This is a genomic window from Streptomyces tremellae (assembly GCF_039540215.1).
Taxonomy (GTDB): Bacteria; Actinomycetota; Actinomycetes; order Streptomycetales; family Streptomycetaceae; genus Streptomyces; species Streptomyces tremellae.
The window spans coordinates 82,865-105,437 of record NZ_BAABEP010000013.1; the positions used below are offsets into that span (position 1 = coordinate 82,865).

The following is a 22,573-nucleotide window of genomic DNA, read 5'->3' on the forward strand; positions in this document are numbered from 1 at the left end:
CCGCCGTCAGAGCGCGATGTCGCCCGTGCGGGACGGGACCGCGTCGAGTGCGGCGAGCGTCTCCCCGTCGAGGACGACGCTGCCCGCCTCGGCGTTCGCCACGAGGTGCGCGGGGTCGGCGGTGCCGGGGATGAGGAGCGTGTTCTGGCTGTGGTGGAGCAGCCAGGCCAGGCCGATCTGCGCGGGGCTCACGCCGAGCGCCTGCGCCGCGGCGGCGACTGCGGGCTCGTCCGCGATCTTCGGCAGCCCGGCGAAGGCGCCGCCGAGCGGGAAGTACGGCACCCAGGCGATGCCCTCGGCCAGGCAGAGGCGCAGGGTGTCCTCGTCGCCGCGGGCCACCAGGCTGTAGGCGTTCTGCACGCACGCGATGCCCGCCGGGAGGGCCCGCCGCAGCCCTTCGAGGGTGACGCTGCTCAGGCCGATGGCCCCGATCTTCCCCTCGGCCCGCAGCTCGGTCAGCACGGCGAGCTGGTCGTCGAGGTCGACGACCTGGTCGCCCTGCGCGCGCAGCCCCGGGCCGTGGTCGGCGCGGCGCAGGTTGACGAGCGGCACCTGCTCGACACCGAGGCCCCTGAGGTTGTCCTCCACGGCGGTCCGCAGCTGCTTCGGCCGCTGGGCGAGGCGCAGCGGCACGGGTCCCGCCGGGTTCGGTTCCGCGCCGACCTTGCTGACGACCAGGACGCCGTCCGCGGGGCGCAGCGCGGCGCCGATCACCTCGTTGACGAAGCCGTTGCCGTAGAAGTGGGCGGTGTCGACGTGGTCGATTCCGAGCTCGACGGCGCGGCGCAGCAGCGCCACCGCGGCGTCCCGGTCGAGGCGCTCCAGCTGCATCGCGCCGTAGCCGACGCGGGAGACGGTGCGGCCCATGAGCGCGCCGGGGCCGCCGGGCCTGGCGGCCCCGCTGGCGGTGAGGTGGTCGGACGGGGCGGTGGGATTCATGGCACGGTCGCTTTCGTGAGACGATGGCGATAAGCGGAGAGGCTCCGCTAAACGCACCGTAACACCAAACGGAGGTCCTCCGCTTTGTCCTCGTCCGATCTACCGGACTCCGGCCTGCCCGCGGAGGGGACCGGGCGCCCGGTGCGCGCCGACGCCCGGCGCAACCGCGAGCGCCTGCTCGCCGTGGCCCGCGACGCCTTCGCCGCGACCGAGGGCAGGGCGACCCTCGACGCCATCGCCCGCGAGGCGGGCGTCGGGATCGGCACGCTCTACCGGCACTTCCCCACCCGCGAGGCCCTCGTCGAGGCCCTGTACGCGGCCGAGCTCGACGCCGTCGTCACCAGCGCCCCCGAACTGCTGTCCCGGCTGCCTCCCGAGGTCGCGCTGCGGACGTGGATGGACCGCTACGCGGCCTTCTTCGCGACCAAGCGCAGCTTCTCCGACACCCTGCGCGCAGGGTGGGCCGCCGGCACCATCGCGACGCCCGCCACCAGGGAGCGGATCACCGCCGCCCTCGCGGAGATCCTCGGCGCCGGGGTACGGACGGGCTCCCTCCGGGCCGACGTACGGCCCGAGGAGGTCACGATGATGCTGCTCGGCGTGTTCCTCTCGACGACGGCGGGCAACAGCCCGGAGCTGACAGAGCGGCTGCTCGACCTCGTGGTGGACGCCCTGCGGCCCGCGGCGAAGCACTGACCGCGGGCCCCGCCCGGGCGGCGCCGGCGGCCGGGCGGGAGGAGACCGCACGCGCCGGAGGCGCCCCGCGGCGGCGGCTCAGCGGAGCGGGAGGAGCATGCCCGCGGCGCCCGTGACGAGTACGGCGTCGATGAGGAGGTCGAAGGTGCGGGGGCGCAGCCGGCGCACGAGGCGCTTGGCGAGCAGGGAGCCGGCGAGCAGGGCGGTGCCGATGACGAGGCCGCGGGCGACCACGGCCGGGGCGAGCACGCCGGCGCCGCCGAAGGTCGCGAGCTTGCCCGCGTAGAGGAGGAGCGCGCTCGCCGCCTCCGAGCCGAGGAACGCGCCGCCGCTCATCCCGTACCCGGTGAACACCGGCACGCTGAGCGGGCCCGTCGACAGCACGAGGCCGGTGAGGAAGCCCACGAGCGCCCCCGCGGCCGCCATGTGCCACAGGCGGACGCGGAGGCGGGAGCGCCGGAGCAGGCGGCGGAGCGGGATCATCGCGAGGAAGAACACGGCGAGGGAGATGTCGACCGCGGCCGGCGGGATCGTCAGCAGCGTGTGGGCGCCGAGCACGGCGCCCGGGACGCCCGTCAGCGCGTACGCGAGCACCGGCCGCCAGCGGATCTCGCGCCACCAGGCGATCACCCGCCCGGTGTTGCCGAACAGGGAGGCGATCGCCATCACCGGGACGGCGACGCGCGGCCCGTACAGGACGACGAGGACCGGCAGGAGGATCAGCGAGGAGCCGGTGCCGACGACACCGCTGAGGACGCCGGCAGCGAGGGCAAGCAGGGAGAGGAGGGACAGCGCGGGCATGCGAGGACCGTTTCCGTCCCGTCGCGGGCGCGGCGGAACCGCTCCTCCAGGCTTTTGTCCTTTGAGATGACCGCACCCCTCCGGTGGCGCGCGGTGGCGCCGCTCGGACCAGCCGTGCCGCGAGGCACCGGAACCCTAGGCGCTGTCGGCACCGCACTATGCCACGCCGGGCCGGGGGCCGGTCAGCCGGGTCCTTCGCTCGTGGCCGCGAGCAGCGGCACCACCACGTCACTGATCGGCGTGGGGATCCCGTGGGCCCGGCCGAGCCGCGCGACGACGCCGTTGCGGATGTCCCACTCCAGCGGCCGGCCCGCCTCCCGGTCGGCGAGGATGGAGGTGCCCAGGTCGGCGGGGAACGACCGGAAGAGTTCGAGGATCTCGCGCGGCACACCGTCGTCGAGGACGGCACCCTCGGCCCGTGCGACCTCCAGGCACTCCCGCAGGTAGTCCACGGCGAGCCGCGCGATGTCGGCGCGGGCGAACACGCCGGCGCGGCGGCCGGTGAGGGCCATGAGCCCGGCGGCGGCGTTCTGCAGCAGCTTGCGCCACGCGGCGGACGTGAAGTCGGCCGCCAGGTCGACGGCGCAGCGCGTGCCGTGCAGCGCGTCGCAGACCAGGCGGGCCGCGGGCGTGTCCGGCAGGGTCAGGCGCGCCTCGCCACGCAGCAGGACCGAGCCGTCCTGCTGGGCCTGCGCGGGGAACCACACGATCGAGGGCAGCACCCGGCTGCCGGGTGCCAGGGGTGCGACGGCCGCCTCCTGCTCGACCCCGTTCTGCAGGACGCAGACGACGGTGCCCGGCCGGCACAGCGCCGTGAGCCACGGCGCCGCCGCGTCGAGCTGGGTCGCCTTGACCGCGAGGAAGACGAGGCCGGCCGGCGCGCCGATCCCTGCCGGGTCGGTCCGCACGGGGCCCGGCACGGTGACGACGCCCTCGGCATCGCGCAGTTCGAGGCGCTCGCGGGCCGTGCGGCCGCAGAGCAGCGGGGTGCGGCCCGCCTCGTGCAGCGCCCCGGCGACGGTGGTGCCGATCGCCCCCGGGCCCACCACAGCGATGGCCGTGCCGTCCTGTGTACTCGGCTGCCGAGAGCCGCTGTTCCGCTCCATACCACCACGTTACCCTGTTACGGATGAATAATGACGACAGTAATCCCATTACTGCGAGCGAGGCGCTCACCCGGTGGCTCGGAACGGTGCGTGCCCGCAGCGGTGGTCTCGCGGCGAGCGAGGCGAAGGTCGTGCAACTCCTGCTGTCCGACCCGCTGTTCGTGGGCACGGGCACCACCGCGCAGGTCGCGGCGCGGGCGGGCGTCTCCGCCCCCAGCGTGGTACGCGCCGCCCGGGCCATCGGCTTCAGCGGCTTCGCCGAACTCAAGATGGAGATCGCCCGCGCCCGCGGCACCGCGCAGTTCTTCTCGCCGCCCGACACGCTCACGGCGGACGCCTCGACGGCGGCGGTGCTGGAGACGGCGATCCGCGCGGGCAGCGACGCGCTGACCGCGCTCGGCGGCGCCCTCGACACCGCCCGGCTGGACGACGCGGTGCGCGCGGTGCGGCAGGCGGATCAGGTGCTCGCCTACGGCGCGGGCCCCTCGGCGACGGTCGCGGCGGACGCCGTCTTCCGGCTGCGGGCGCTCGGCGCGCGGACCTCGGGCATCCAGGACCACGAGTCCGCGATGATCGCGATGCGGCTGCTCGGCCCCCGTGACGTGCTCGTCGCCGTCAGCTCGACGGGGCGCACCGCCACGACGCTCGCCGTCGCCGACGCCGCCTCCTCTGCGGGTGCCACGCTGATCGCGATCACCAACCAGTACGGCACCCCGCTCGCGGACCTCGCCGACATCGCCCTCGTCGTGGGCGGCGTGCCGCTGCCGGCGCAGATGGCCGCCGCGGGCAGCCGGCTCGCCCAACTCGTCGTCGTCGACGCGCTGGGCGCGGCCCTGGCCCTGCGGGATCCCGAGCGCAGCCGCCGCGCGGAGCGTACCGGCATCGACCTTCCGGACATCGTCTGATGCGGGCGGGAACGATCGCGCTCGTCCTCATAGCCGCCGCCGCGCACGCGATATGGAACATCGTGTCGAAGTACAAGCGCGGCGACACCGTCCTGTTCGTCTGGGCGTACACCTGCGCGTCGGCGGTGCTGTGCGTCCCGATCGGCATCCTCCTGGCGGTGGACGGCACCCAGCCCGCCACCCGGCAGCTCGCCGCCGCTTCGGCCGTGTCGGCCGCCCTTCACGTGGCCTACTCCCTGACGCTGCAAGGCGGTTACGACCGAGCCGACCTCGGCGTGGTCTACCCGGTCGCCCGCGGCACCGGGCCGCTGCTGACGATGTCGTCCGCGATCCTGTTCCTCGGCGAACGCCCCACCGCGGCCGCGGTGCTGGGGGGCCTCACCGTCGTCGCCGGGATCGTCGTCGTCACCGGCAACCCGTTCCGCCGCGGCGGCGGGAGCCGCCCGGTGCGCGGGGTGGGCTGGGGCGCCGCGACGGGCGCCTCGATCGCGGCGTACACCCTCTGGGACAGCTACTCGGTCGCGTCCCTGCACCTGGCGCCCGTCAGCTACTACTCCGGCACACTCGTGCTCCAGTGCCTGTTCCTCACCCCGAGCGCCCTGCGCCGCCGGGAACAGATCGCGTCCACCGTCCGACGCAACGCGGCACCTGTCCTCACCGTCGCGGTGTTCTCGCCGCTGGCCTACATCCTCGTGCTCTCCGCCATGCGGACGGCGCCCGTCGCGCTGGTCGCGCCGCTGCGCGAGTCGTCCATCGTCGTCGGCTCGCTCCTCGCCTGGCGGCTGTTCCACGAGGCCCACTTGGCGCGCCGCCTCGTCGGCGCGGCCGCGGTCCTCGCCGGCATCGCGGCGATCAGCCTCTGATGCCCCCGGTCCCGGCCGCCGGTCGCCGTCAGCCGCCGTACACGGGCGTACGGGCGGACTCGTCGACGTGCAGGGTGAAGACGTCGGGGCGCGCGTAGTGGCCGACGGGGTCGAAGTCGAAGCGGGCCCTGGCGAGGTCGTCGAGGTCGAGCTCGGCCGTGAGGATGCCCTCGCCGTCGCGGAGCGGACCGGCGAGGACCTCGCCGAGCGGGGAGACGATGACGGAGCCGCCGCCGATCAGGACGGTGTCGGGCGCGTCGCCCTGGACGGGGTGGAGGTCCGGGGGCAGGGCGCCGCGGCGCAAGTACGGGGCCGCGGCGAGCACGAAGCAGCGTCCCTCGAGCGCGATGTGCCGCATGGTGGCCTGCCAGGCGTCCCGGTCGTCCACGGTGGGCGCGCACCACACGTCGACGCCCTTGGCGTACAGGGCGGCGCGGAACAGCGGCATGTAGTTCTCCCAGCAGATGCCCGCCGCGACGCGGGCGGCGCCGGTGTCGACGACCGGGAGGGTGGACCCGTCGCCCTGCCCCCACAGGTAGCGCTCGGCCGCGGTCGGCATGAGCTTGCGGCGCAGCCCCAGGTAGCCGGAGGGGCCGAAGAAGAGGGCCACGCAGTACAGGGTGCCGCCGCTGCGCTCGACGGCTCCGACGACGGCGTGGCAGCCGAGTTCTGCGGTGAGCGCGGCAAGGGCGCCGACCTCGGGGCCGGACTCCTCGATCGCCGCGGCGTGGTAGCGGCGGAAGAGCTCGCGCCCCTCCGGGGTGCGGCTGCCCACCGTGATGCCGAAGTCGAGGCCCTTGGGGTAGCCGCCGAGGAACGCCTCGGGGAGGATGACGAGTTCCGCGCCCCGGTCGCGTACCGCCGCCCGGATGAGTTCCTCGGCGCGGGCCAGCGCGGCGGGTGTGTCGAACAGCGGCGCGGCCGCCTGGACGACCGCGGCGGTCAGGGTGCGGCGGGACGCGCGCTCCGGGGCTGTGGGAACGGGGGCGGTCGCGGTCGCGGAAGGGGCTGCGGCGCCGGAAGGGGCGGGAGCGGCGGATGCCGCGGGGCTCGGTGAGGGCATGCGGCCGAGCCTAGGAACGCGCGGATTCCCCGGGCAAGCCGGTGTCCTGCCCCGTGGCGCGCGGCCGGGCGGGAACGTACCGCGCGACGGCGCGGGGCGCGGGCGGGCCTGTCGCCCGCGCCCCGCGCCCCGTGTTCCTCCGTCAGGGGCGGCGCGACGGCCCTGGCACCCGGGTCAGGGCGGACCGGGGCAAGAGGAGGGCCCCGGGGGTCGTCGGCGCTCGCCGCGGCCCGCTGGTCAGCACCAGCCTCCGCCGAGGTTGGAGAACGCCGCCCAGGCGGCCTTGGTCCTGGCTCCGGCGATGCCGTCGACGCCGCCGGTGTCGTAGCCGACGTAGTTGAGGAAGCGCTGGAGGGCGCGGACGGTGTGGGGGCCCACGGCTCCGTCGAGGCTGCCCGCGTTGTAGCCGAGGGCGTTGAGGAAGCTCTGCCAGGCCTTCCAGCTGCCGGTGCCGAGCTGGCCGTCGATCGCGCCCGGGCTGTACCCGGCGTCGCGGACGTAGCACTGGACGCTCTTGGCCTCTGCGGTGTTCAGGCCGAGGTTGTCGACGGCCGCCTGGATGGCGGCGGCGCTCGCGGTGGCGGGCCTGACGGGTGCGGCGGTGGCCGCGGAGGCGCCGACGAGACCGCCGGTGGTGAGAGTCGCAGCGGTCAGGACGCCTGCTGACGCTCTCGTGAACCTGTGCTGTGTGCCCTGTGTGTCTCCCCCATATGGCGGTGTCGAGGACGACCGACACGCTACCGCCGGCCCGTTGTGAAGCACTGGTCCCGGTTGCGGGGATTCCCCCCGACCCGTCCTCTCCTGGGCAGACCCGCACCCCGTGAACGCCCTCATCGGCGGCCGGGGTACCTTCGACGGGTGCTGCGAACCCTGCTGACCCGGCGCTGGATCGTCCTGACCCTGGTGCTGGCCGCCCTCATCCCCACCTTCTACCGGCTGGGGCTGTGGCAGTACCACCGATACGAGCAGGCGAACGCGCTCAACCGGATGATCGACCGCAACCAGAGCGCCGCGCCCGCGCCGGTCACCTCGCTGTCCAAGCCCGGCGGCACCGTGCCGTTCTCCCTGACCTACCGCACGGTCTCGGCGACAGGGCACTACGACGCGGCACACCAGTTCGTCGTCAGGCAGCGCACCAACGCGTCGAGCGCGGTGGGCTTCCAGGTCGTCACGCCGCTGATCACCTCCACGGGCGAGGCCGTCCTCGTCAACCGGGGCTGGGTCGCGCCCGCGTCGCAGAGCGGCACCGCCTATCCCGAGGTCCCTGACGTGCCGGGCGGCAAGGTCACCGTGACCGGACGGCTGCGCCCGGACGAGACCTACGCGAGCACCGGCATCCACAAGCGGGCCAGCCTGCCGCCGCACCAGTCCGTGATCATCAACAGCGCCGAGCACGCGCGGGAGATCCCCGACCCGGTCGTCGCGGGGTACATGGAGCTCACCGCCACCTCACCGAAGCCCGCCGCATCCGCGGAGGCCGAACTCGTGCCGGGGCCGCAGCAGGACACCAACTCGATGGCCGTGGTCGGCCAGGGCGTGCACCTGCCGTACGCCATCCAGTGGTGGATCTTCGCCGCCGCCGTGCCCCTCGGCTGGTGGATCCTGCTCCGGCGCGACACGGAGATCGACGCGGAGGCGCGGGCGGCGGCCGCTCCCGGGGACGCCCCCGCGGGACCCGACCCGGAGGCCGAGCCGGAGCCCGCGCCCGCCGCCGCTGCGCCTGCGCCGCCCGCGGGCGGCACGGTCTCGCCCGCAGCCGACCTGTACGCGCTGCTCGGCAACGGCCGGCGGCGGTACCGGGGCGACTGAGGCACCACGGCCGCGCGGCCCGCCCCTGCCGGGGGCTCGGCCTCGGCCCGGCCGCAGGAGCGCGTCTCCCGCGCGGAGCATTCCGGTCGCGCGGACGATTTCGGCACGGCCGAGACGATTTCGGCACGGCCGTCACCATCGAGGGCGAAGTTAGCTTAGCCTTACCTTCATGGCTTCCCGTACGCGTATCCAGCCGGACAGCCCCGCGCTGTTCCGCGCCTCCGTCCTCGCCAGCACGCGCCTCACGCCCAGCATGCAGCGCGTGACCGTACAGGGCGAGCAGCTGCTCGACTTCCCCTGGCGCGGCTACGACCACTGGTTCCGCCTCTTCTTCCGCCACCCGTACCAGGACCGCTTCCACCCGCCCGAGGTCGTCGGCACGACGTGGTGGAAGCCGTATCTCTCGATGCCCGAAGAGACCCGCCCCTACTGCGCCAACTACACGGTGGCCGGCTTCCGCGCCGAGCGCGGCGAACTGGACATCGACGTGGTCCTGCACCGCGGGGACGACGGCGCGCTCGAAGGCGGGGTCGCCATCTGGGCCGCCTCCGTGGCGCCGGGCGAGCAGCTGGCCCTGCTCGACCAGGGCGTCCTGTTCGACCCGCCCGCCGACGCGGCGAGCGTGCTGCTCGTCGCCGACGAGAGCGGCCTGCCCGCGGTGGCGGGGATCCTGCGCTCGCTGCCCCCGGGGACCGTGGGCCGGGTGCTGCAGGAGGTGCCGCTTGAGGCCGACCGCCGGGCCCTGAGCGCGCCGCCCGGCATGCGCGTGGAGTGGCTGCCCCGCGCCGACGCGCGCGCCGTGCCGGGCGCCAAGGCGCTTGCGGCGCTGAGGGAGTGCGCCGGCATCGACCCGCGCGGCTACGCCTTCGTCGTCGGCGAGCGGACGCTCGCGGCGGAGGGCCGCCGCCATCTGCACGGCGCGGGCATGCCGAAGGAGCGCATCACCTTCTCCGGCTTCTGGCGCACCGCGCAGGCCCCGGCGGTCGCGGTCGCCTCGGGCGGCTGACGGGGGCGGCCGCGCCGCGGGCCGCCCCTGCGCCTGGCCGCCGCGGCGGCGCGTTCCGCTGCCGCCCCTCGCGGCCCGCGCGCGGGCGGCCTCCGCAGCGGGGGCCTTCGCCTACGCCGGTACGGCTTCGAGCACGGAGACCAGGGAAGCGGAGGGCGTCACACCGACGAGCCGCAGCCCGGCCTCCCGGAAGACCGCCTCGAACTCCGGCCGGCTGCGCTCCCGGCCGCCGTTGGAGAGCGTCAGCATGTTGAGGTCCATGAGCGGCGGCAGGCCCGTGGCGTCCTCGGTCTCGACGACCAGCTCGGCGACGAGGATGCGGCCGCCCGGGTTGAGCGACGCCCGGCAGGTGCGCAGGACGCGGGCCGCCGAGTCGTCGTCCCAGTCGTGCAGCACGTACTTGAGCAGGTACACGTCCCCCGCGGGCACGGAGTCGAAGAAGTCGCCGCCGACGAAGTCGAAGCGGTCACGGACGCCCGCGGCCGCCGCGGACTCCGCGGCGGCGCCCGCCAGATGGGGCAGGTCGAGCACCGCGCCGCGCAGCGAGGGGTGCCGCGTCATCAGGTTCTGCACGAAGGCGCCCGCCGCGCCGCCGACGTCGACGACCGTCTCGGTCCCGGTGAGGTGGATGACACCGGCCAGGTGCTCGGCCACCCCGTCCGTCATCGCCGACATGGCCGCCGTGAACATCTCTCCCTCGTCGGGGTGTTCGGCGAAGTACGCGAAGAGGTCCTTGCCCATCACGGCCGGCGCCTGCGCCTCGCCCGTGCGCACCGCGTCCGCCAGCCGGTCCCACGGCCGCCAGTGGGAGGTCATCCCGCCCCACAGCGCCAGGTCGCGCAGCGAGCCGGGCCGGCCGGTGCGCAGCGTCTCCAGCAGGGGTGTGGCGGCGAAGTGCTCACGGTCGTGGCAGGACGCCAGGTCGACGGCGACGCAGGCCCGCAGGAAGCGGAACGCGGCGGACGGATCGAGCGACTCGGCCCGCGCGATGTCCCCCGCGGTCGCAGGCCCTTCGGCGAGGTGGTCAGCGATATGCAACTCCGCCGCGGTGCGCACCACCTGGGTCACCCAGTACCCGGTGATCATCTGGAACATCCGCCCTGCCTCCCCGTCGGCGGGCTTCGCGGAACCGGCCGGGGTCAGCGGCTTCTCGTACAGGGTCACAGCACTCCTCGATCAGGTCGTGGCGCCGCCCGCCGTGCCGACTCCCGGGCGGCGCCAGGTCGCTCCGGCCGCACGGCGCGAGGCGGCATCGTGATCGCCCCCCCGCACCCCCGCACCCCGGCCCGGCCCTCAGTCGCCCTTCGCTTGCCCCGTCGCCCGGCGAAGATGCCTGCGGGGGCGGCCATGCACCGCTCGGCGCGTGCGGGTGCGCGGGGTCTCGGACGATGGCCGCAGCTCAGGAGCGGCCTCCCTCCTGGCAGACGCATTGCCGGATGCCGTCCGCCCACGCGGAGTTCCCGCGTCCACGGCGCGGGCACCCGGACGACACCCTCAGCCCTGACCGCCCGCGACGGCGGGTCCCGCGCCGGCCTCCTCGTGCTCCTCCCGGTCCTCCAGGGCGCTGATCGCCGTCGCCGTGAGGCTGTGGGCGACATGGGTGCGCATCAGGTCGGCCGCTTCCCCGGAACACCGGGCGGCGACCAGGTCGACGAGGCGGTGGTGGTCGTCGAGGTCGCGGGTGCGGGGGCCGTCGCCCGGGGGGAGTTCGAGGCCGAGGCGGCGGTAGCGGTCCGACTTGTCCCACAGGTCGTCGAGCAGCCGGACCAGGACGTCGTTGTGCGAGGCCGCGTAGAGCGCCCGGTGGAACGCGCGGTGGGCGCTGAGCGCCTCCTCGCCCCACCGCCGGGTGACCGGCAGCAGGCGCCCGACAGCGGCGCGCATCGCGTCGAGGTCGGCGTCGGTGCGGCGCTCGGCGGCGAGGCCCGCGGCCGTCGGGTCGAGGGAGAGCCGCACCTCGAACAGCTGGCGCGCCTCGGTGGAGCTCATCGTGGAGACACGGACGTCGCGGTGGGTCTCGACCTCGACGAGGCCCTCGCTGCTGAGCCGTCTGATGGCCTCGCGCAGCGGGGTGATGCTCATGCCGAGGGAGGCGGCGAGCTCGTACTGGGCGAGACGGGAGCCGGCGGACAGGCTGCCGGAGAGGATCCGGCCGCGCAGCTCCGCGTAGGCGAGGTCGCTCTTGCTGAGGAAGAGGTTCGCCTCCGCCATGCCCCGCCCTCTTCCGTACGTCACGGCCCTTGACAGCACCCAGTGGATCATCCCACCCTAACAGCGCCCGCATCTTATAAGATATTAGGAAGCACTGTGAAGATCACTGCCGTACACGAGGGCACCGTCCCGATCAGCTCCTCCATCCGCAACGCCTGGATCGACTTCAGTGCGATGGACTGCTCCGTCGTCGCGGTCGTCAGCGACGTGGTGCGGGACGGAAAGCCCCTCGTCGGCTACGGGTTCAACTCCAACGGCCGCTACAGCGCGGGCGAGATCCTGCGCCGCCGGGTGCTGCCGAGGCTGCTGGACGCGCCGCGGGACGCGCTGCTCGACGAGCGCGGCGAACTGGACCCCGCCAGGGCGTGGGACGTGATGATGCGCAACGAGAAGCCCGGCGGCCACGGCGAGCGCTCCGTCGCGGTCGGCGTGGTGGACATGGCGCTGTTCGACCTCGCCGCGAAGATCGCGGACAAGCCCCTCTACCGCTGGCTCTCCGACCGCTACGGGGACGGGGAGCCCGACGACTCGGTCTTCGTCTACGCCGCGGGCGGCTACTACGCGCCGGGGAAGACGCTCGGGGACCTCAAGGACGAGATGCGGGGCTTTCTCGACCAGGGGTACGACGTGGTCAAGATGAAGATCGGCGGCGCCCCGCTCGCCGAGGACCTGCGGCGCATCGAGGCCGTGCTCGACGTGCTCGGCGGCGACGGCTCCCGGCTCGCCGTGGACGTCAACGGCCGCTTCGACCTCGCCACCGCGCTGGAGTACGGGCGGGCCATCGAGCCGTACGGGCTGTTCTGGTACGAGGAGATCGGCGACCCCCTGGACTACCGGCTCAACGCGGTCGTGGCCGAGCAGTACCGGGGCCGCATCGCGACCGGCGAGAACCTCTTCTCGCTCCAGGACGCCCGCAATCTGATCCGCTACGGCGGGCTGCGCCCCGACCGCGACGTCATCCAGGTCGACCCGGCGCTCAGCTACGGGCTGGTGGAGTACCTGCGCATCCAGGAGATGCTGCGGGCGCACGGCTGGTCGTCGCGGCGCTGCGTCCCGCACGGCGGCCACCAGTTCTCGCTGCACATCGCCGCCGCCCTGAAGCTCGGCGGCAACGAGTCGTATCCGGGCGAGTTCCAGCCCACCGGCGGCTTCGCCGACGACGCGCGGGTCAGCGGCAGCCGCGTCGGCCTCACCGAGACCCCCGGCATCGGCTTCGAGGGCAAGGCCGCCTTCTACCGGGTGCTGCGGGGGCTGCACGCCTGAGCCGCGCCGGGGCGCGCCGCACCGCCGCAGGGCACCGCCCGGCGGCACCACCACCGACGATCGTCGTGCAAAGGAGCACCAACGATGACAGCCACCACGGCGCCCGCGCGCCCGCCCCGGCCACTGGCGGGCCGCCTGATACGCGAGTTGTGGTTCCAGGTGGTGCTCGCCGCGGTCCTCGGCATCGCGGTCGGCCTGCTGTTCCCGGGTGTGGGCAAGCAGTTGAAGCCGCTCAACGACTGGTTCGTCGAACTGGTCGAGATGATCGTGGTCCCGGTGGTCTTCTGCGTGGTGACCACCGGCATCGCCGCCATGGACAATCTCCGCAAGGCGGGCCGCATCGGCGTGAAGGCCATCGGCTACTTCGTGGCGCTCTCGCTGGTGTCCATGCTGATCGGCCTGGTCGTGGCCAACGTCTTCCATCCGGGATCGGGTCTCCATGTCGATCCGTCGACACTGAACGCGGGCGATGTCCCGGCGGAGGCCAAGGAGCACGCCACCTTCACCGGCTTCGTCTCCTCGCTGATCCCCGGGTCCCTGTTCGGCGCCGTGACCGGGGACAACATCCTGGCGGCGCTCGTGGTCTCGATCGTCTTCGGCGTGGCGCTCAACCTGACGGGCGAGCAGGCCGCGCCGCTGACCCGCGGCGTCCGGGCGCTCTCCGAGGTGGTGTTCCGGATCGTCGGCTGGGTGATGCGGCTCGCCCCGTACGGCACGTTCGGCGCGCTGGCCACCGTGGTCGCCACCTACGGCGCGGAGAGCCTGCGCCAACTGGGTTATCTGATCGCGTTGTTCACCGGCACGTGCGTGGTGTACACCGTGGTGGTGCTCGGCGCGGTCATGCGGGCCTGCGGGCTCGGCCTGTTCTCGCTGATGCGGTTCCTCAAGGCGGAGCTGCTGGTGGCGCTGAGCACCTGTTCCAGTGAGGCGGTGCTGCCCCAACTGGTGCGGAGGCTGGAGACGATGGGCGTGGGCCGCCCCGTGGTCGGCATCGTGGTGCCCTCCGGCTTCTCGTTCAACCTGGACGGCTCGGCGATCTATCTGACGATGGCGTCGCTGTTCCTCGCACAGGCCGTGGGCGTGGACCTGTCGTGGCAGCAGCAGTTGGCCATGGTCGGCATCATGATGCTCACCAGCAAGGGCACCGCCGGCATCGCGGGCGGCGCGTTCATCGTGCTGGCCAGCACGATCACCGCCGTGGGGCACGTGCCGCTGGCCGCGCTCTCGCTGATCGTCGGCATCGACCGCATCCTCAACGAGGGCCGCGTCTTCATCAACGTCCTCGGCAACGCCGTCGCCACCATCGTGATCGGCAAGTGGGAGGACGACTTCGACCCGGCAAGGGCCCGCGCCGCGCTCTACCCGCAGCGCCCCGCGCCCGCCGGGAAGGCGCCCGCCTGACCACTTCCCCGCGGGTGCGAGGCCGCGCGCTCCCCGGCCCGCGTCGGCGCGGGTCTCCTCCTCACCCCGGACGCCGCCCGCCGCGCGGCGGGGCCTGTAGGCGCGCGGCGATGAGGGTGATGTCGTCGCGCACGTCGCCGAGGTCCCGTGCCAGCCGGGCGCAGAGGCGGGGCAGGGACAGATCGCGGTGGGCGACGGCATGCCTGCGGAGGCGGGTCATCCCGGTGTCGATGCTCTGGACGCGCGACTCCACGAGGCCGTCGGTGTAGAGCAGGAGGGTCGCACCGGCCGGCAGGGTCGTCCGCGCGGTGGGCCGCTGCGCGGTGGGCCGCACCCCGAGGAGCATGGCGTGGGCCCCGTCGAGGTATGCGGCGGCGGGTTCGGGCCCCAGGAGCAGCGGCGGGGGGTGGCCCGCCACGGACCAGGACAGTTCCCAGCATCCGCCCGGCAGCGGGTGGAGCCGGGCGAGGACGAGCGTGGCCGAGTCGGCGAGGGTGAGCCGGGACTGGGCGGTGTCCAGCCGCCGCAGGATCCGGCCCGGGTCCTCTTCGGGGCGGTCGACGGCGAGGGCGCGCAGCATGCTGCGCAGTTCACCCATGCGGGAAGCGGCCTGGATGTCGTGACCTGTCACGTCCCCGACGACGAGGGCGACGTCGCCGCCGGGCAGGGGAAAGGCGTCGTACCAGTCCCCGCCGACCTCGGCCGTGCGCTGCGCGGGCCGGTAGTGGGCTGCCAGTTCCAGTCCCGGCACGGTCGGCAGGTCGGTGAGCAGGGCCCGCTGGAGCGTGGCGGCGATGTCGGCCTGGGCGGCGTGCAGCCGGGTGTTCTCCAGCCCGAGGGCGGTACGCCTGGCGACCTCGTCCGCCAGGACGCGGTCGCCCTCGTCGAACGGCGGGCCGTCCGCCGAGCGGGCCAGGGTGAGCGTCCCCAGCGTCGTCGCACGCAGGCGCAGGGGCACGACCAGGGCGTGGGCGGCGTCCACCAGGCCCAGCAGGTCGCCGTGCGCGGGGGCGTCGGCCCCGGACAGGCCGACGTTCCGCATTCCGGCGCCCTGCCGGACGCCCGCGAGGGCGGCGCGGTGCGCGGGGTGCTCGGGTACCTCCGAGGGGCCGGCAGGGTCGGCGGGCAGGACCCCGGGCACCTGGTGGGCCCAGGCGGTGCGGCGCGGCACCCGGCCCTCCACCAGGTCGATGACGGCGGTGTCGGCGAGCCGCGGCACCAGCAGGCGCACCAGTCGCCCGAGCGCCTCGTCCGCGTCCAGCGTGCTGACCATGGCCAGCGTCAGCTCGCTCAGCCAGGTGATCTCCGCGAGGTCGTACTCCGCCTGTTCGCGCTTCGTCTCGCTGCGCGCGTAGCGCTCGGCGCGCCGGTCGGCCCCGGCGCGCTGAGCCGAGATGTCGTGGAAGACGACCACCGAGCCCGGTCCGCGGCCCGCGCCCGGCGGCAGGGGCGCCACGGAGCGCCACACCGTCAGCGCCGTGCCGTCGGCCCGCAGCAGGACGGCGCGGTCGGCGCCGGGCCGCTGCGGCGGCGCGTCCGCGGGCCCCCACCCGGTGTCGCCGGTCGCCCCGGCCGCACCCGGGCCGAGGACCGCTCGGGCGTCGACACCGGTCAGTGCCCCCGGCGCATGGCCGAGCAGCCGTTCAGCCGCCGGGTTGCACGCGATGACGTGCCCGTCCGCGTCGACCGCGTACACACCGGCACCCGCCGACGCGGTCAGCGCGGCCATCAGCGCCTCGCCCGAGAGCGGGGACGCGGGGTTGTCGGCTCCACGACCGGTGTCCACGCTGCCCAGTGTGCCCGGATCACGGCCCGTACCGCAGCGAGGGTCTTCCGCCCGCGCTCATCCGCGTGCGGTCGCGACCGCGGAGCGGACGTCGGGGAACACCTCGACGACGGTGCCGAGCCCCGTCAGGTCCAACAGCCGCAGTACCTGCGGGACCGCCCCGGCCAGCCGCACCACGCCCTGGCGCGCCTCGGCCAGCCGCATCGCGTAGACCAGGCAGCCGAGTCCCGCGGAGTCCATGAACGTGACGTCCTGGAGGTCCCAGACCATGTGGGCCCTGTGCTGGGCGACCAGCGCGTCGACGGCCGCCCGCAGCGCGGGCACCACGGCCGCGTCCGCCTCCCCCCACAGGACCAGCAGCGCCCATCCCCCGACGTCCCTGGACCGTTCCACACCGGACGCCGGAATCGGCACCGTAGCTCCTTCTCGCCTGGGATACGCCAGCGCTTGTTCCGGGCGCCGGACCCGTCTCGTGCTCCGGTCCTTCAGTCGTCGGCGAGCAGGCCGGTGCGCAGGCTGCCGAGGGCGCGGGCGAGGAGCCGGGAGACGTGCATCTGCGAGCAGCCGAGGGCCTCCCCGATCTGGGACTGGGTCATCTCCCGGCCGAAGCGCATCTGGATGATCCGCCGGTCGCGCTCGCCCAGCGCGGCGAGGAGGGGTGCCAGGGAGGCGAGGTCCTCCACGAGGGCCATTCCGGGGTCTGCCGCGCCGGTGAAGTCGGCGAGGCTGGTCTGCCGCGAGCCGCCTCCCGTCCCGTTGTCGTAGGGCATGTCGAGGGAGGCGCTGTTGTACCCGTTGGCGGCTGCCACACCGTCGCGGATCTCCTCCGGCGGCCGGTGCAGGTGCGCCGCGAGTTCCGCGACGGTCGGGTCGCGGTCGAGCCGCGCGTACAGGACGTCCCTGGCCCTGGCCAGTTCGGTACGCAGTTCCTGGAGGCGGCGCGGTACGTGGACGTCCCAGCTGGTGTCGCGGAAGAACCGCTTGATCTCGCCGACGATGTAGGGGATGGCGAAGGTGGCGAACTCGTTCTCGCGGGACAGGTCGAACCGGTCGATGGCCTTGATCAGCCCGATCATCCCGACCTGGACCACGTCCTCCATCTGGTCCCTGCGGTTGAACCGGCGGGCCGCGAAGTGGACCAGGGACATGTTCATCTCGATGAGCGTGTTGCGCGCGTAGGCGTGCGCGGCCGTGCCCTCCTCCAGGGTCTGGAGCCGGTCGAAGAACACCTTGGACAGGGCTCGCGCGTCGGAGGGGGCCACCGCCTGCGGGTCCTCGATCCACGGCAGTTCACCCGCTTGCCGGACAGCGCGGTCGGGCGTGGCGGGGACGGCGGGATCGACGAGGAAAGGGGCGGGGCCAGACGTCATACGGCATACCTCCGAGAGCCGGGTTCGGCCACACCCGGGTTCCCCTGGAGGGGACGCCCAACCTCCGCAGGGCGGACCGATCGCGACGGCGCGGGCCGGCCCGTCCGGCACATCGCCACGAACCGGCCCGTAAGGGCTCGCGCGTGACGTCCCGTCCGCGCGGGCGCGGGGAGAGGCCCTGGCTCCGCACCGGCGGGCCCACCCCGACGCGCAGCCCTACGACACCGGCCGGGTCCCGGGTCCGCCGGTCCACGGCGTCACGTCACGAGGCGCGCGCCCCCGGCGCCCCGACGTCGGGCCCCGCGGAGGCGGCGATGCGCACCGCGGGCTCCATCGGCTCCGCCGTCTCCTCCCAGGCCGCGCGTCCGCGTCCCGTGTGGTGGAAGAGGAGGTTGAGCGCGGTGGCCGCGACGCAGCCCGTCGAGATGCCCGAGTCCAGGACGATCTTCACCTGCGCGGGGAAGGCGTGGTAGAAGTCCGGCGCGGCGATGGGGATCAGGCCCACGGCCAGCGAGACGGCGACGATGAGGACGTTGTTGTCCCTGTCGAGCCCCGCGCGGACGAGCGTCTGTACGCCGCTCGCGGCCACCGAGCCGAACAGCACGACGCCGGCCCCGCCGAGTACCGGCCGCGGCACGACGGCGATCAGCGAGGCGGCGGCCGGACACAGTCCGAGCAGCACCAGGAAGCCGCCGCCCACCGCGACGACGAACCTGCTGCGGATCCGGGTCATCGCGACCAGGCCGATGTTCTGCGCGAACGCGCTGCACATGAAGCCGTTGAACACGGGGCTCAGCGCCGATCCGAGGGTGTCGGCGCGCAGTCCCGCCGCGATGGTGCGCTCGTCCGCGGGCCGGCCGACGATCTCGCCGAGGGCGAGCATGTCGGCGGTCGACTCCGTCATGGAGACGACCATGACCACGCACATCGACACGATCGCCGCGCCGCCGAACTGGGGGGCGCCGAAGTGGAACGGCGCGGGGAAGCCGAGCACGTCCGCGTGGCGGACGGGACCGAGGTCGGCCTTGCCGAAGGGGACGGCGACGAGCGTGCCCGCCACCATGCCGAGGAGTACGGCGATCTGTTTGACGAACCCCTTGGTGAAGCGGCGCAGCAGCAGCACGATGACGAGGGTCGCGGCCGCGAGGCCCAGGTTCGCCAGTGAGCCGTAGTCGGGAGCGGCCGCGTCGGGCCCCTGCATCCAGTCGAAGGCGACGGGCATCAGGGAGACGCCGATGAGGGTGATCACCGTGCCGGTGACGACCGGCGGGAAGAAGCGGACCATGCGGGAGAAGAACGGGGCGGCGAGGAACCCGAGGAGCCCCGCGACGATCACCGCGCCGAAGATCAGCGGGAGCGCGTCCCGTCCGTCCTGCACGGAGTGGGCGACCGCGAGCATGGGGGCCACGCCGGCGAAGGTGACGCCGTTGACGAACGGCAGGCGCGAGCCGACCGGGCCGATGCCGAGCGTCTGGAGGAAGGTGGCGAGGCCCGCGGTGAACAGGCAGGCGCCGGTGAGGAACGTGAGGTCGGCGGGCGAGAGTCCGGCGGCTGCGCCGACGATCAGGGGCGGCGCCACGACCCCGGCGTACATCGCGGCGACGTGCTGGAGGCCGGTCATCGCCATCCGCAGCGGCGGCAGTCTCTCGTCGACAGGGTGGGGGGCGGGGGCCGCGCGGCCCCCTGTCGCGGTGCCGGCTGTCCTGCCCTGCCTGGTGAACCTGGGCTTCATCGCCACTGCGGCTCCTTAGTCCTTCGCCGGCGGCGGCACGGGCCGCGCGCCTGCACTCTGGAACGTGGTACGAGAACGGGCTCTCCAATTTCCACATTATGGAATAATGGTTCTGAAATGCGGAATGAATGTATGGTCCATTCTCCGGGCCGTCAAGAGATCACACAGGCTCCGCCACCGCGGGCCGCGAGGAGTTCCCGGCGCGGCGCGGGGAAAATCCCGGTACCGCTGAACGCACCAGGCGCACCGCCCGTACCCCCGGGTGACCTGCTCGCGCGGCAGCCGGCCGCGAGCGGAACGACCGGATCACCGAGAACGCAAGGGGAGCAAGCCATGACGGGTACGCAGGGAGCCGCGCGCATCGTGACGCGCAGGACCGTGGTCGCCGCCGCCGGAGCTGCCGGCCTGGGGGCCGCCCTCGTCGCCTGCGGCGGCGGCTCGGACAGCGCGTCGGGCTCCGACACCTCGTCCGCCCCCGCCGACGCCGGCAAGAGCGCGGGCTCCGGGTCCGCCGGCGGTGACGCCCTCGCCAAGACGACCGACATCCCGGAGGGCGGTGGCAAGATCTTCAGCGACCAGAAGGTCGTGGTGACCCAGCCGAAGGCGAACGAGTTCAAGGCGTTCTCCGCCGTCTGCACCCACCAGGGCTGCACGGTGGCGTCGATCAGCGACGGCATCATCCACTGCCCGTGCCACGGCAGCGAGTTCAGCATCGAGGACGGCAGCGTGAAGGGCGGGCCGGCGCCGAAGCCGCTGCCCGCGCAGCAGATCAAGGTCGCGGGCGGCTCCATCTCGCTGGCCTGACGCCGTACGCCCGCCAGGCAGAGCCCCGGCCCCGTCCTTTCTCGGGGAGAGGACGGGGCCGGCCGCGTCTCCGTCGCGCGTCACCCGTAGCTGCGCGCGGGCACCGGGGCCGCCGCGGCGGCCACCGCCTCGGCGAGCGGCGCGACGTCGCGGGCCGCGAGCGGCGAGACGGTGATCCGCAGCCCCTGCGCCGAGGCGGTACGGAACCGCGCGCCGGGCGCCACCGCGTACCCGGCGCGCAGCAGCCGCGCCACCGCGCCCGTCTCGTCCGGCACGGGCACCCATACGTTCATCCCGCTGCGCCCGTACGCCGTGACGCCGTGCTCCGCGAGCGACCGCACGAGGGCGTCGCGGCGCGCCCCGTACGCGGCGGCCACCGCGGGCACGTCCACCGCCCCCGCATCCCACAGCGCGACGACGGCGCGCTGGAGCAGGGTGCTGATCCAGCCGGGCCCGAGCCGCTGGCGCCCCATCACCCGGTCCACGGTCACCGCGTCCCCGGTGAAGACCGCGAGCCGCAGGTCGGGGCCGTACGCCTTGGCGACCGAGCGGACGAGGGCCCAGTGGTCCGTCGTGCCGGCGAGCGGGTGCAGCGGTACGTCCACGATCGCGTGCCCGTGGTCGTCTTCGACGAGGAGCACCTCGCGGCGGGCGGCGAGCAGGGCGCGCAGTTCGACGGCGCGCGCCGCGCCGATCGCGGCGCCCGTGGGGTTCTGCGCCCGGTCGGTGACGACGACGGCGCGGACGCCCGACTCCAGGGCGCGCGCCAGGTCGCCGGGGAGGGGACCCTCGTCGTCCACGCCGACCGGTACGGGCCGCAGGCCGAGTGCGGGCACCAGGTCGAGGAGGCTGCCCCAGCCCGGGTCCTCGACGGCCACGGCGTCGCCGGGCTTGAGGTGGGCGGCGAGCACCCGCTCGACGACGTCGAGCGAGCCGGACGCGACCCCGGTGGGCCCCGGGGGGACGCCGTCGGCGTCGAAGCCCGCACGGGCCAGGCGGTCGAGGTCGGGGTCGACGGCCGTCCTGTGCCCGTAGAGGGTGGGGTGTTCCGCGCTGTGCCGGGCCGCGGCGGCCAACGCGCCGTCCAGCGCGGGCAGCAGGGCGGTGTCGGGGTTGCCGTCCGAGAGGTCCCGCACGCCGGGGGCGACCTCCACGCCGAGCGACCCGCGGGGGGTGCTGGCGGGCCGGTGCCGTACACGGCTGCCCCTGCGGCCCGCCGTCTCGATCACGCCCCGCTCCCGCAGAGTGCGGTAGGCGGCCGCGACGGTGTTCGGATTGACCCCCAGATGGCCCGCCAACTCCCGCATAGGTGGAAGTAGTTCACCCGGTGCGAGATCGCCGGACGCGACCCCGCGCTCCACGCTCGCGGCGATCTCGGCTGCGCGGCGGCCCTCGATTCGATATTCTTCTAGCACAAAGAACAGTATGCACTAGTGCAATGGAGTCCTCATGTCGGAAGCGGACACCGGGGCGCCCTCCCCCGAAGCCGGCGCGTACCGCGCGAGCGGCCGTACCGTGCCCACCCGCGCCAGGGAGCGCGCGCGGTACGACAGGGAGCTGGTGCACCGGGTGCTCGACACGTCGTACCTCTGCCACCTGGGGTTCGTACGGGACGGCGCGCCGGTGGTGCTCCCCACGCTGTACGGCAGGATCGGCGAGCGGCTGTACGTGCACGGCTCCACCGGCTCGCGCCCGCTGCGCGCGGCGGGCGGGCCCCGGGACGGCGCGGGCCGGGGACTGCCGGTGTGCCTGACGGTCACCCAGGTCGACGGCCTGGTGCTGGCGCGCTCCGCGTTCCACCACTCCCTCAACTACCACTCGGTGGTGGTGCACGGGGTGGCCCGCCAGGTCACCGACGAGGCAGAGCGGCGCACCGCGCTCGACGCCATCGTCGACCACATCGTGCCGGGCCGCGCCGAGGACTCCCGCAGGGCCAACGCCAGGGAACTCGCGGCCACCGCGGTCGTACGGCTCGACCTGGACGAGGTCTCGGCCAAGGTCCGCACGGGCGGCCCGGACGACGATCCCGAGGACCTCGCCCTGCCGTACTGGAGCGGCGTGGTCCCGGTCGCGCTGACGCACGGGACACCGGTCCCCGCCGACGGCCTCGCCCCGGGGATCGGGTTGCCCGGCTATCTGGCGGGGGCGGTGTCCTGATGCTCGTCCACCCCTGGGACGCGCCGCGCGACGAGCGGAGCTGGCGCGCCTGGCTCGCGGAGCACGACTTCGGACAGCTCGCGGTGGGCGGCCTGCCGGGCGACCCGCCGTTCGTCCAGCCGCTGCACTTCGCGTACGACCCGGCCGCCGGGGAGCTGGGCGAGGCCGTCACCCACCTCGCGCGGCCCAACCCGCTGTGGGCCGCGCTCCGCGCGTCGCCGCACGTACTGCTGAGCGTGGTCGACGACTACGCGTACATACCGGGTCCGTGGCAGGCGACGGGCGGCGCCCCGCCCGAGCACGGGACGCCGACGAGCTTCTACGCCGCGGTCCAACTGGCCTGCCACGCCCATGTGGTGGACGATCCCGCCGAGAAGGCCGCCCTGCTGAACCGGCAGGTCGGGCACTTCCAGGAGGAGGGCGTCACGGCTCAGGTCGCGCCGGGTGAGCCGCCGTTCGGCCGGATGCTGCCGGGCATCAGGGCCCTGCGCCTCGAAGTGACCGGCGTACGGGCCAAGTTCAAGTACGGCGCGCACAAGCCGGAGGACGCGAAGGACCGCACGGCCGAGGGCCTGCGCTCCCGGGGCGCGCCGCGGGACGCGGCGGCGCTCGCCCACCACACCCGGGCCCGCTCGGGGGACTGACGGGCCGCGCCCCGCGA

Annotated in this window: 22 protein-coding genes; 10 read left to right on the forward strand and 12 right to left on the reverse strand. The window is 74.3% G+C overall.

The genetic code is table 11. The features are described 5' to 3' along the window. Positions 1–6 precede the first annotated feature (6 nt). Positions 7–939: an aldo/keto reductase gene (locus ABEA77_RS12475; protein ID WP_345645421.1), complete on the reverse strand. Its 933-nt coding sequence runs from the start codon at positions 937–939 to the stop codon at positions 7–9. An 84-nt stretch (positions 940–1,023) separates the two neighbouring features. Between ABEA77_RS12475 and ABEA77_RS12480 the strand changes: the two genes are divergently transcribed. Beyond that, on the forward strand, positions 1,024–1,635 hold the full coding sequence (locus tag ABEA77_RS12480) for a TetR/AcrR family transcriptional regulator (protein WP_345645424.1): 612 nt from the start codon (positions 1,024–1,026) through the stop codon (positions 1,633–1,635). 78 nt (positions 1,636–1,713) lie between these two features. On the opposite strand, the gene ABEA77_RS12485 is transcribed toward ABEA77_RS12480, so the two are convergent. Next, positions 1,714–2,436: a TSUP family transporter gene (locus ABEA77_RS12485; RefSeq protein WP_345645427.1), complete on the reverse strand. Its 723-nt coding sequence runs from the start codon at positions 2,434–2,436 to the stop codon at positions 1,714–1,716. Between the two features lie 182 nt (positions 2,437–2,618). Next, a complete protein-coding gene (locus tag ABEA77_RS12490) occupies positions 2,619–3,542 on the reverse strand; it encodes an oxidoreductase (RefSeq protein ID WP_345645430.1) in 924 nt (307 codons plus the stop codon). A gap of 23 nt (positions 3,543–3,565) precedes the next feature. Between ABEA77_RS12490 and ABEA77_RS12495 the strand changes: the two genes are divergently transcribed. Beyond that, the gene (locus ABEA77_RS12495; RefSeq protein WP_345645432.1) at positions 3,566–4,447 is read left to right on the forward strand and encodes a MurR/RpiR family transcriptional regulator; all 882 of its coding nucleotides are present in this window, start codon (positions 3,566–3,568) and stop codon (positions 4,445–4,447) included. After that, the gene (locus ABEA77_RS12500) at positions 4,447–5,310 is read left to right on the forward strand and encodes an EamA family transporter (RefSeq protein ID WP_345645434.1); all 864 of its coding nucleotides are present in this window, start codon (positions 4,447–4,449) and stop codon (positions 5,308–5,310) included. Before ABEA77_RS12495 ends, ABEA77_RS12500 begins: the two co-directional genes overlap by 1 nt. A gap of 28 nt (positions 5,311–5,338) precedes the next feature. On the opposite strand, the gene ABEA77_RS12505 is transcribed toward ABEA77_RS12500, so the two are convergent. Both ABEA77_RS12505 and ABEA77_RS12510 read right to left on the reverse strand, forming a co-directional pair. Continuing rightward, positions 5,339–6,373: a nitrilase-related carbon-nitrogen hydrolase gene (locus ABEA77_RS12505; RefSeq protein WP_345645437.1), complete on the reverse strand. Its 1,035-nt coding sequence runs from the start codon at positions 6,371–6,373 to the stop codon at positions 5,339–5,341. Positions 6,374–6,610: 237 nt separating this feature from the next. Next, positions 6,611–7,135 carry a peptidoglycan-binding domain-containing protein gene (locus ABEA77_RS12510; protein ID WP_345645439.1) on the reverse strand — a complete coding sequence of 175 codons (525 nt, stop codon included), beginning with the start codon at positions 7,133–7,135 and terminating at the stop codon, positions 6,611–6,613. Between the two features lie 96 nt (positions 7,136–7,231). Here ABEA77_RS12510 and ABEA77_RS12515 point away from each other — a divergent pair, with 96 nt between their 5' ends. Together ABEA77_RS12515 and ABEA77_RS12520 are read left to right on the forward strand one after the other, a co-directional pair. Further along, complete coding sequence (locus tag ABEA77_RS12515; protein WP_345645442.1) at positions 7,232–8,182, forward strand: SURF1 family cytochrome oxidase biogenesis protein; 951 nt, start codon at positions 7,232–7,234, stop codon at positions 8,180–8,182. A gap of 169 nt (positions 8,183–8,351) precedes the next feature. Continuing rightward, on the forward strand, positions 8,352–9,188 hold the full coding sequence (locus tag ABEA77_RS12520) for a siderophore-interacting protein (RefSeq protein WP_345645445.1): 837 nt from the start codon (positions 8,352–8,354) through the stop codon (positions 9,186–9,188). Between the two features lie 111 nt (positions 9,189–9,299). Here the strand turns inward: ABEA77_RS12520 and ABEA77_RS12525 are convergent, their stop codons facing one another. Both ABEA77_RS12525 and ABEA77_RS12530 read right to left on the reverse strand, forming a co-directional pair. Next, positions 9,300–10,352: a methyltransferase gene (locus ABEA77_RS12525; protein WP_345645448.1), complete on the reverse strand. Its 1,053-nt coding sequence runs from the start codon at positions 10,350–10,352 to the stop codon at positions 9,300–9,302. A 330-nt stretch (positions 10,353–10,682) separates the two neighbouring features. After that, positions 10,683–11,399 (reverse strand): GntR family transcriptional regulator, encoded by a 717-nt coding sequence (locus ABEA77_RS12530; RefSeq protein WP_345645451.1) that lies wholly within the window; start codon positions 11,397–11,399, stop codon positions 10,683–10,685. A 96-nt stretch (positions 11,400–11,495) separates the two neighbouring features. Between ABEA77_RS12530 and ABEA77_RS12535 the strand changes: the two genes are divergently transcribed. Beyond that, positions 11,496–12,662 carry an enolase C-terminal domain-like protein gene (locus ABEA77_RS12535; RefSeq protein ID WP_345645454.1) on the forward strand — a complete coding sequence of 389 codons (1,167 nt, stop codon included), beginning with the start codon at positions 11,496–11,498 and terminating at the stop codon, positions 12,660–12,662. Positions 12,663–12,746: 84 nt separating this feature from the next. Further along, on the forward strand, positions 12,747–14,063 hold the full coding sequence (locus ABEA77_RS12540) for a cation:dicarboxylate symporter family transporter (protein WP_345645455.1): 1,317 nt from the start codon (positions 12,747–12,749) through the stop codon (positions 14,061–14,063). A gap of 61 nt (positions 14,064–14,124) precedes the next feature. On the opposite strand, the gene ABEA77_RS12545 is transcribed toward ABEA77_RS12540, so the two are convergent. From ABEA77_RS12545 to ABEA77_RS12560, 4 genes are all read right to left on the reverse strand, one after another. Continuing rightward, a complete protein-coding gene (locus ABEA77_RS12545) occupies positions 14,125–15,849 on the reverse strand; it encodes a SpoIIE family protein phosphatase (protein ID WP_345645457.1) in 1,725 nt (574 codons plus the stop codon). A 57-nt stretch (positions 15,850–15,906) separates the two neighbouring features. Next, positions 15,907–16,263, reverse strand: a complete 357-nt coding sequence (locus ABEA77_RS12550; protein ID WP_345645460.1) for an STAS domain-containing protein — start codon at positions 16,261–16,263, stop codon at positions 15,907–15,909. 71 nt (positions 16,264–16,334) lie between these two features. After that, entirely contained in the window at positions 16,335–17,219 is an 885-nt protein-coding gene (locus ABEA77_RS12555; protein ID WP_345645463.1) for a SigB/SigF/SigG family RNA polymerase sigma factor, read from the reverse strand. A gap of 262 nt (positions 17,220–17,481) precedes the next feature. Beyond that, positions 17,482–18,957 carry a nucleobase:cation symporter-2 family protein gene (locus tag ABEA77_RS12560; RefSeq protein WP_425588266.1) on the reverse strand — a complete coding sequence of 492 codons (1,476 nt, stop codon included), beginning with the start codon at positions 18,955–18,957 and terminating at the stop codon, positions 17,482–17,484. Between the two features lie 327 nt (positions 18,958–19,284). Here ABEA77_RS12560 and ABEA77_RS12565 point away from each other — a divergent pair, with 327 nt between their 5' ends. Then, entirely contained in the window at positions 19,285–19,755 is a 471-nt protein-coding gene (locus tag ABEA77_RS12565) for a Rieske (2Fe-2S) protein (protein WP_345645468.1), read from the forward strand. Positions 19,756–19,835: 80 nt separating this feature from the next. Here the strand turns inward: ABEA77_RS12565 and ABEA77_RS12570 are convergent, their stop codons facing one another. After that, a complete protein-coding gene (locus tag ABEA77_RS12570; RefSeq protein ID WP_345645470.1) occupies positions 19,836–21,170 on the reverse strand; it encodes an aminotransferase class I/II-fold pyridoxal phosphate-dependent enzyme in 1,335 nt (444 codons plus the stop codon). A gap of 34 nt (positions 21,171–21,204) precedes the next feature. Here ABEA77_RS12570 and ABEA77_RS12575 point away from each other — a divergent pair, with 34 nt between their 5' ends. Beyond that, positions 21,205–21,912, forward strand: coding sequence for a pyridoxamine 5'-phosphate oxidase family protein (locus ABEA77_RS12575; protein ID WP_345645473.1), 708 nt, complete (start codon positions 21,205–21,207; stop codon positions 21,910–21,912). Then, entirely contained in the window at positions 21,912–22,556 is a 645-nt protein-coding gene (locus ABEA77_RS12580; protein ID WP_345645475.1) for an FMN-binding negative transcriptional regulator, read from the forward strand. Before ABEA77_RS12575 ends, ABEA77_RS12580 begins: the two co-directional genes overlap by 1 nt. Positions 22,557–22,573: the final 17 nt, after the last annotated feature.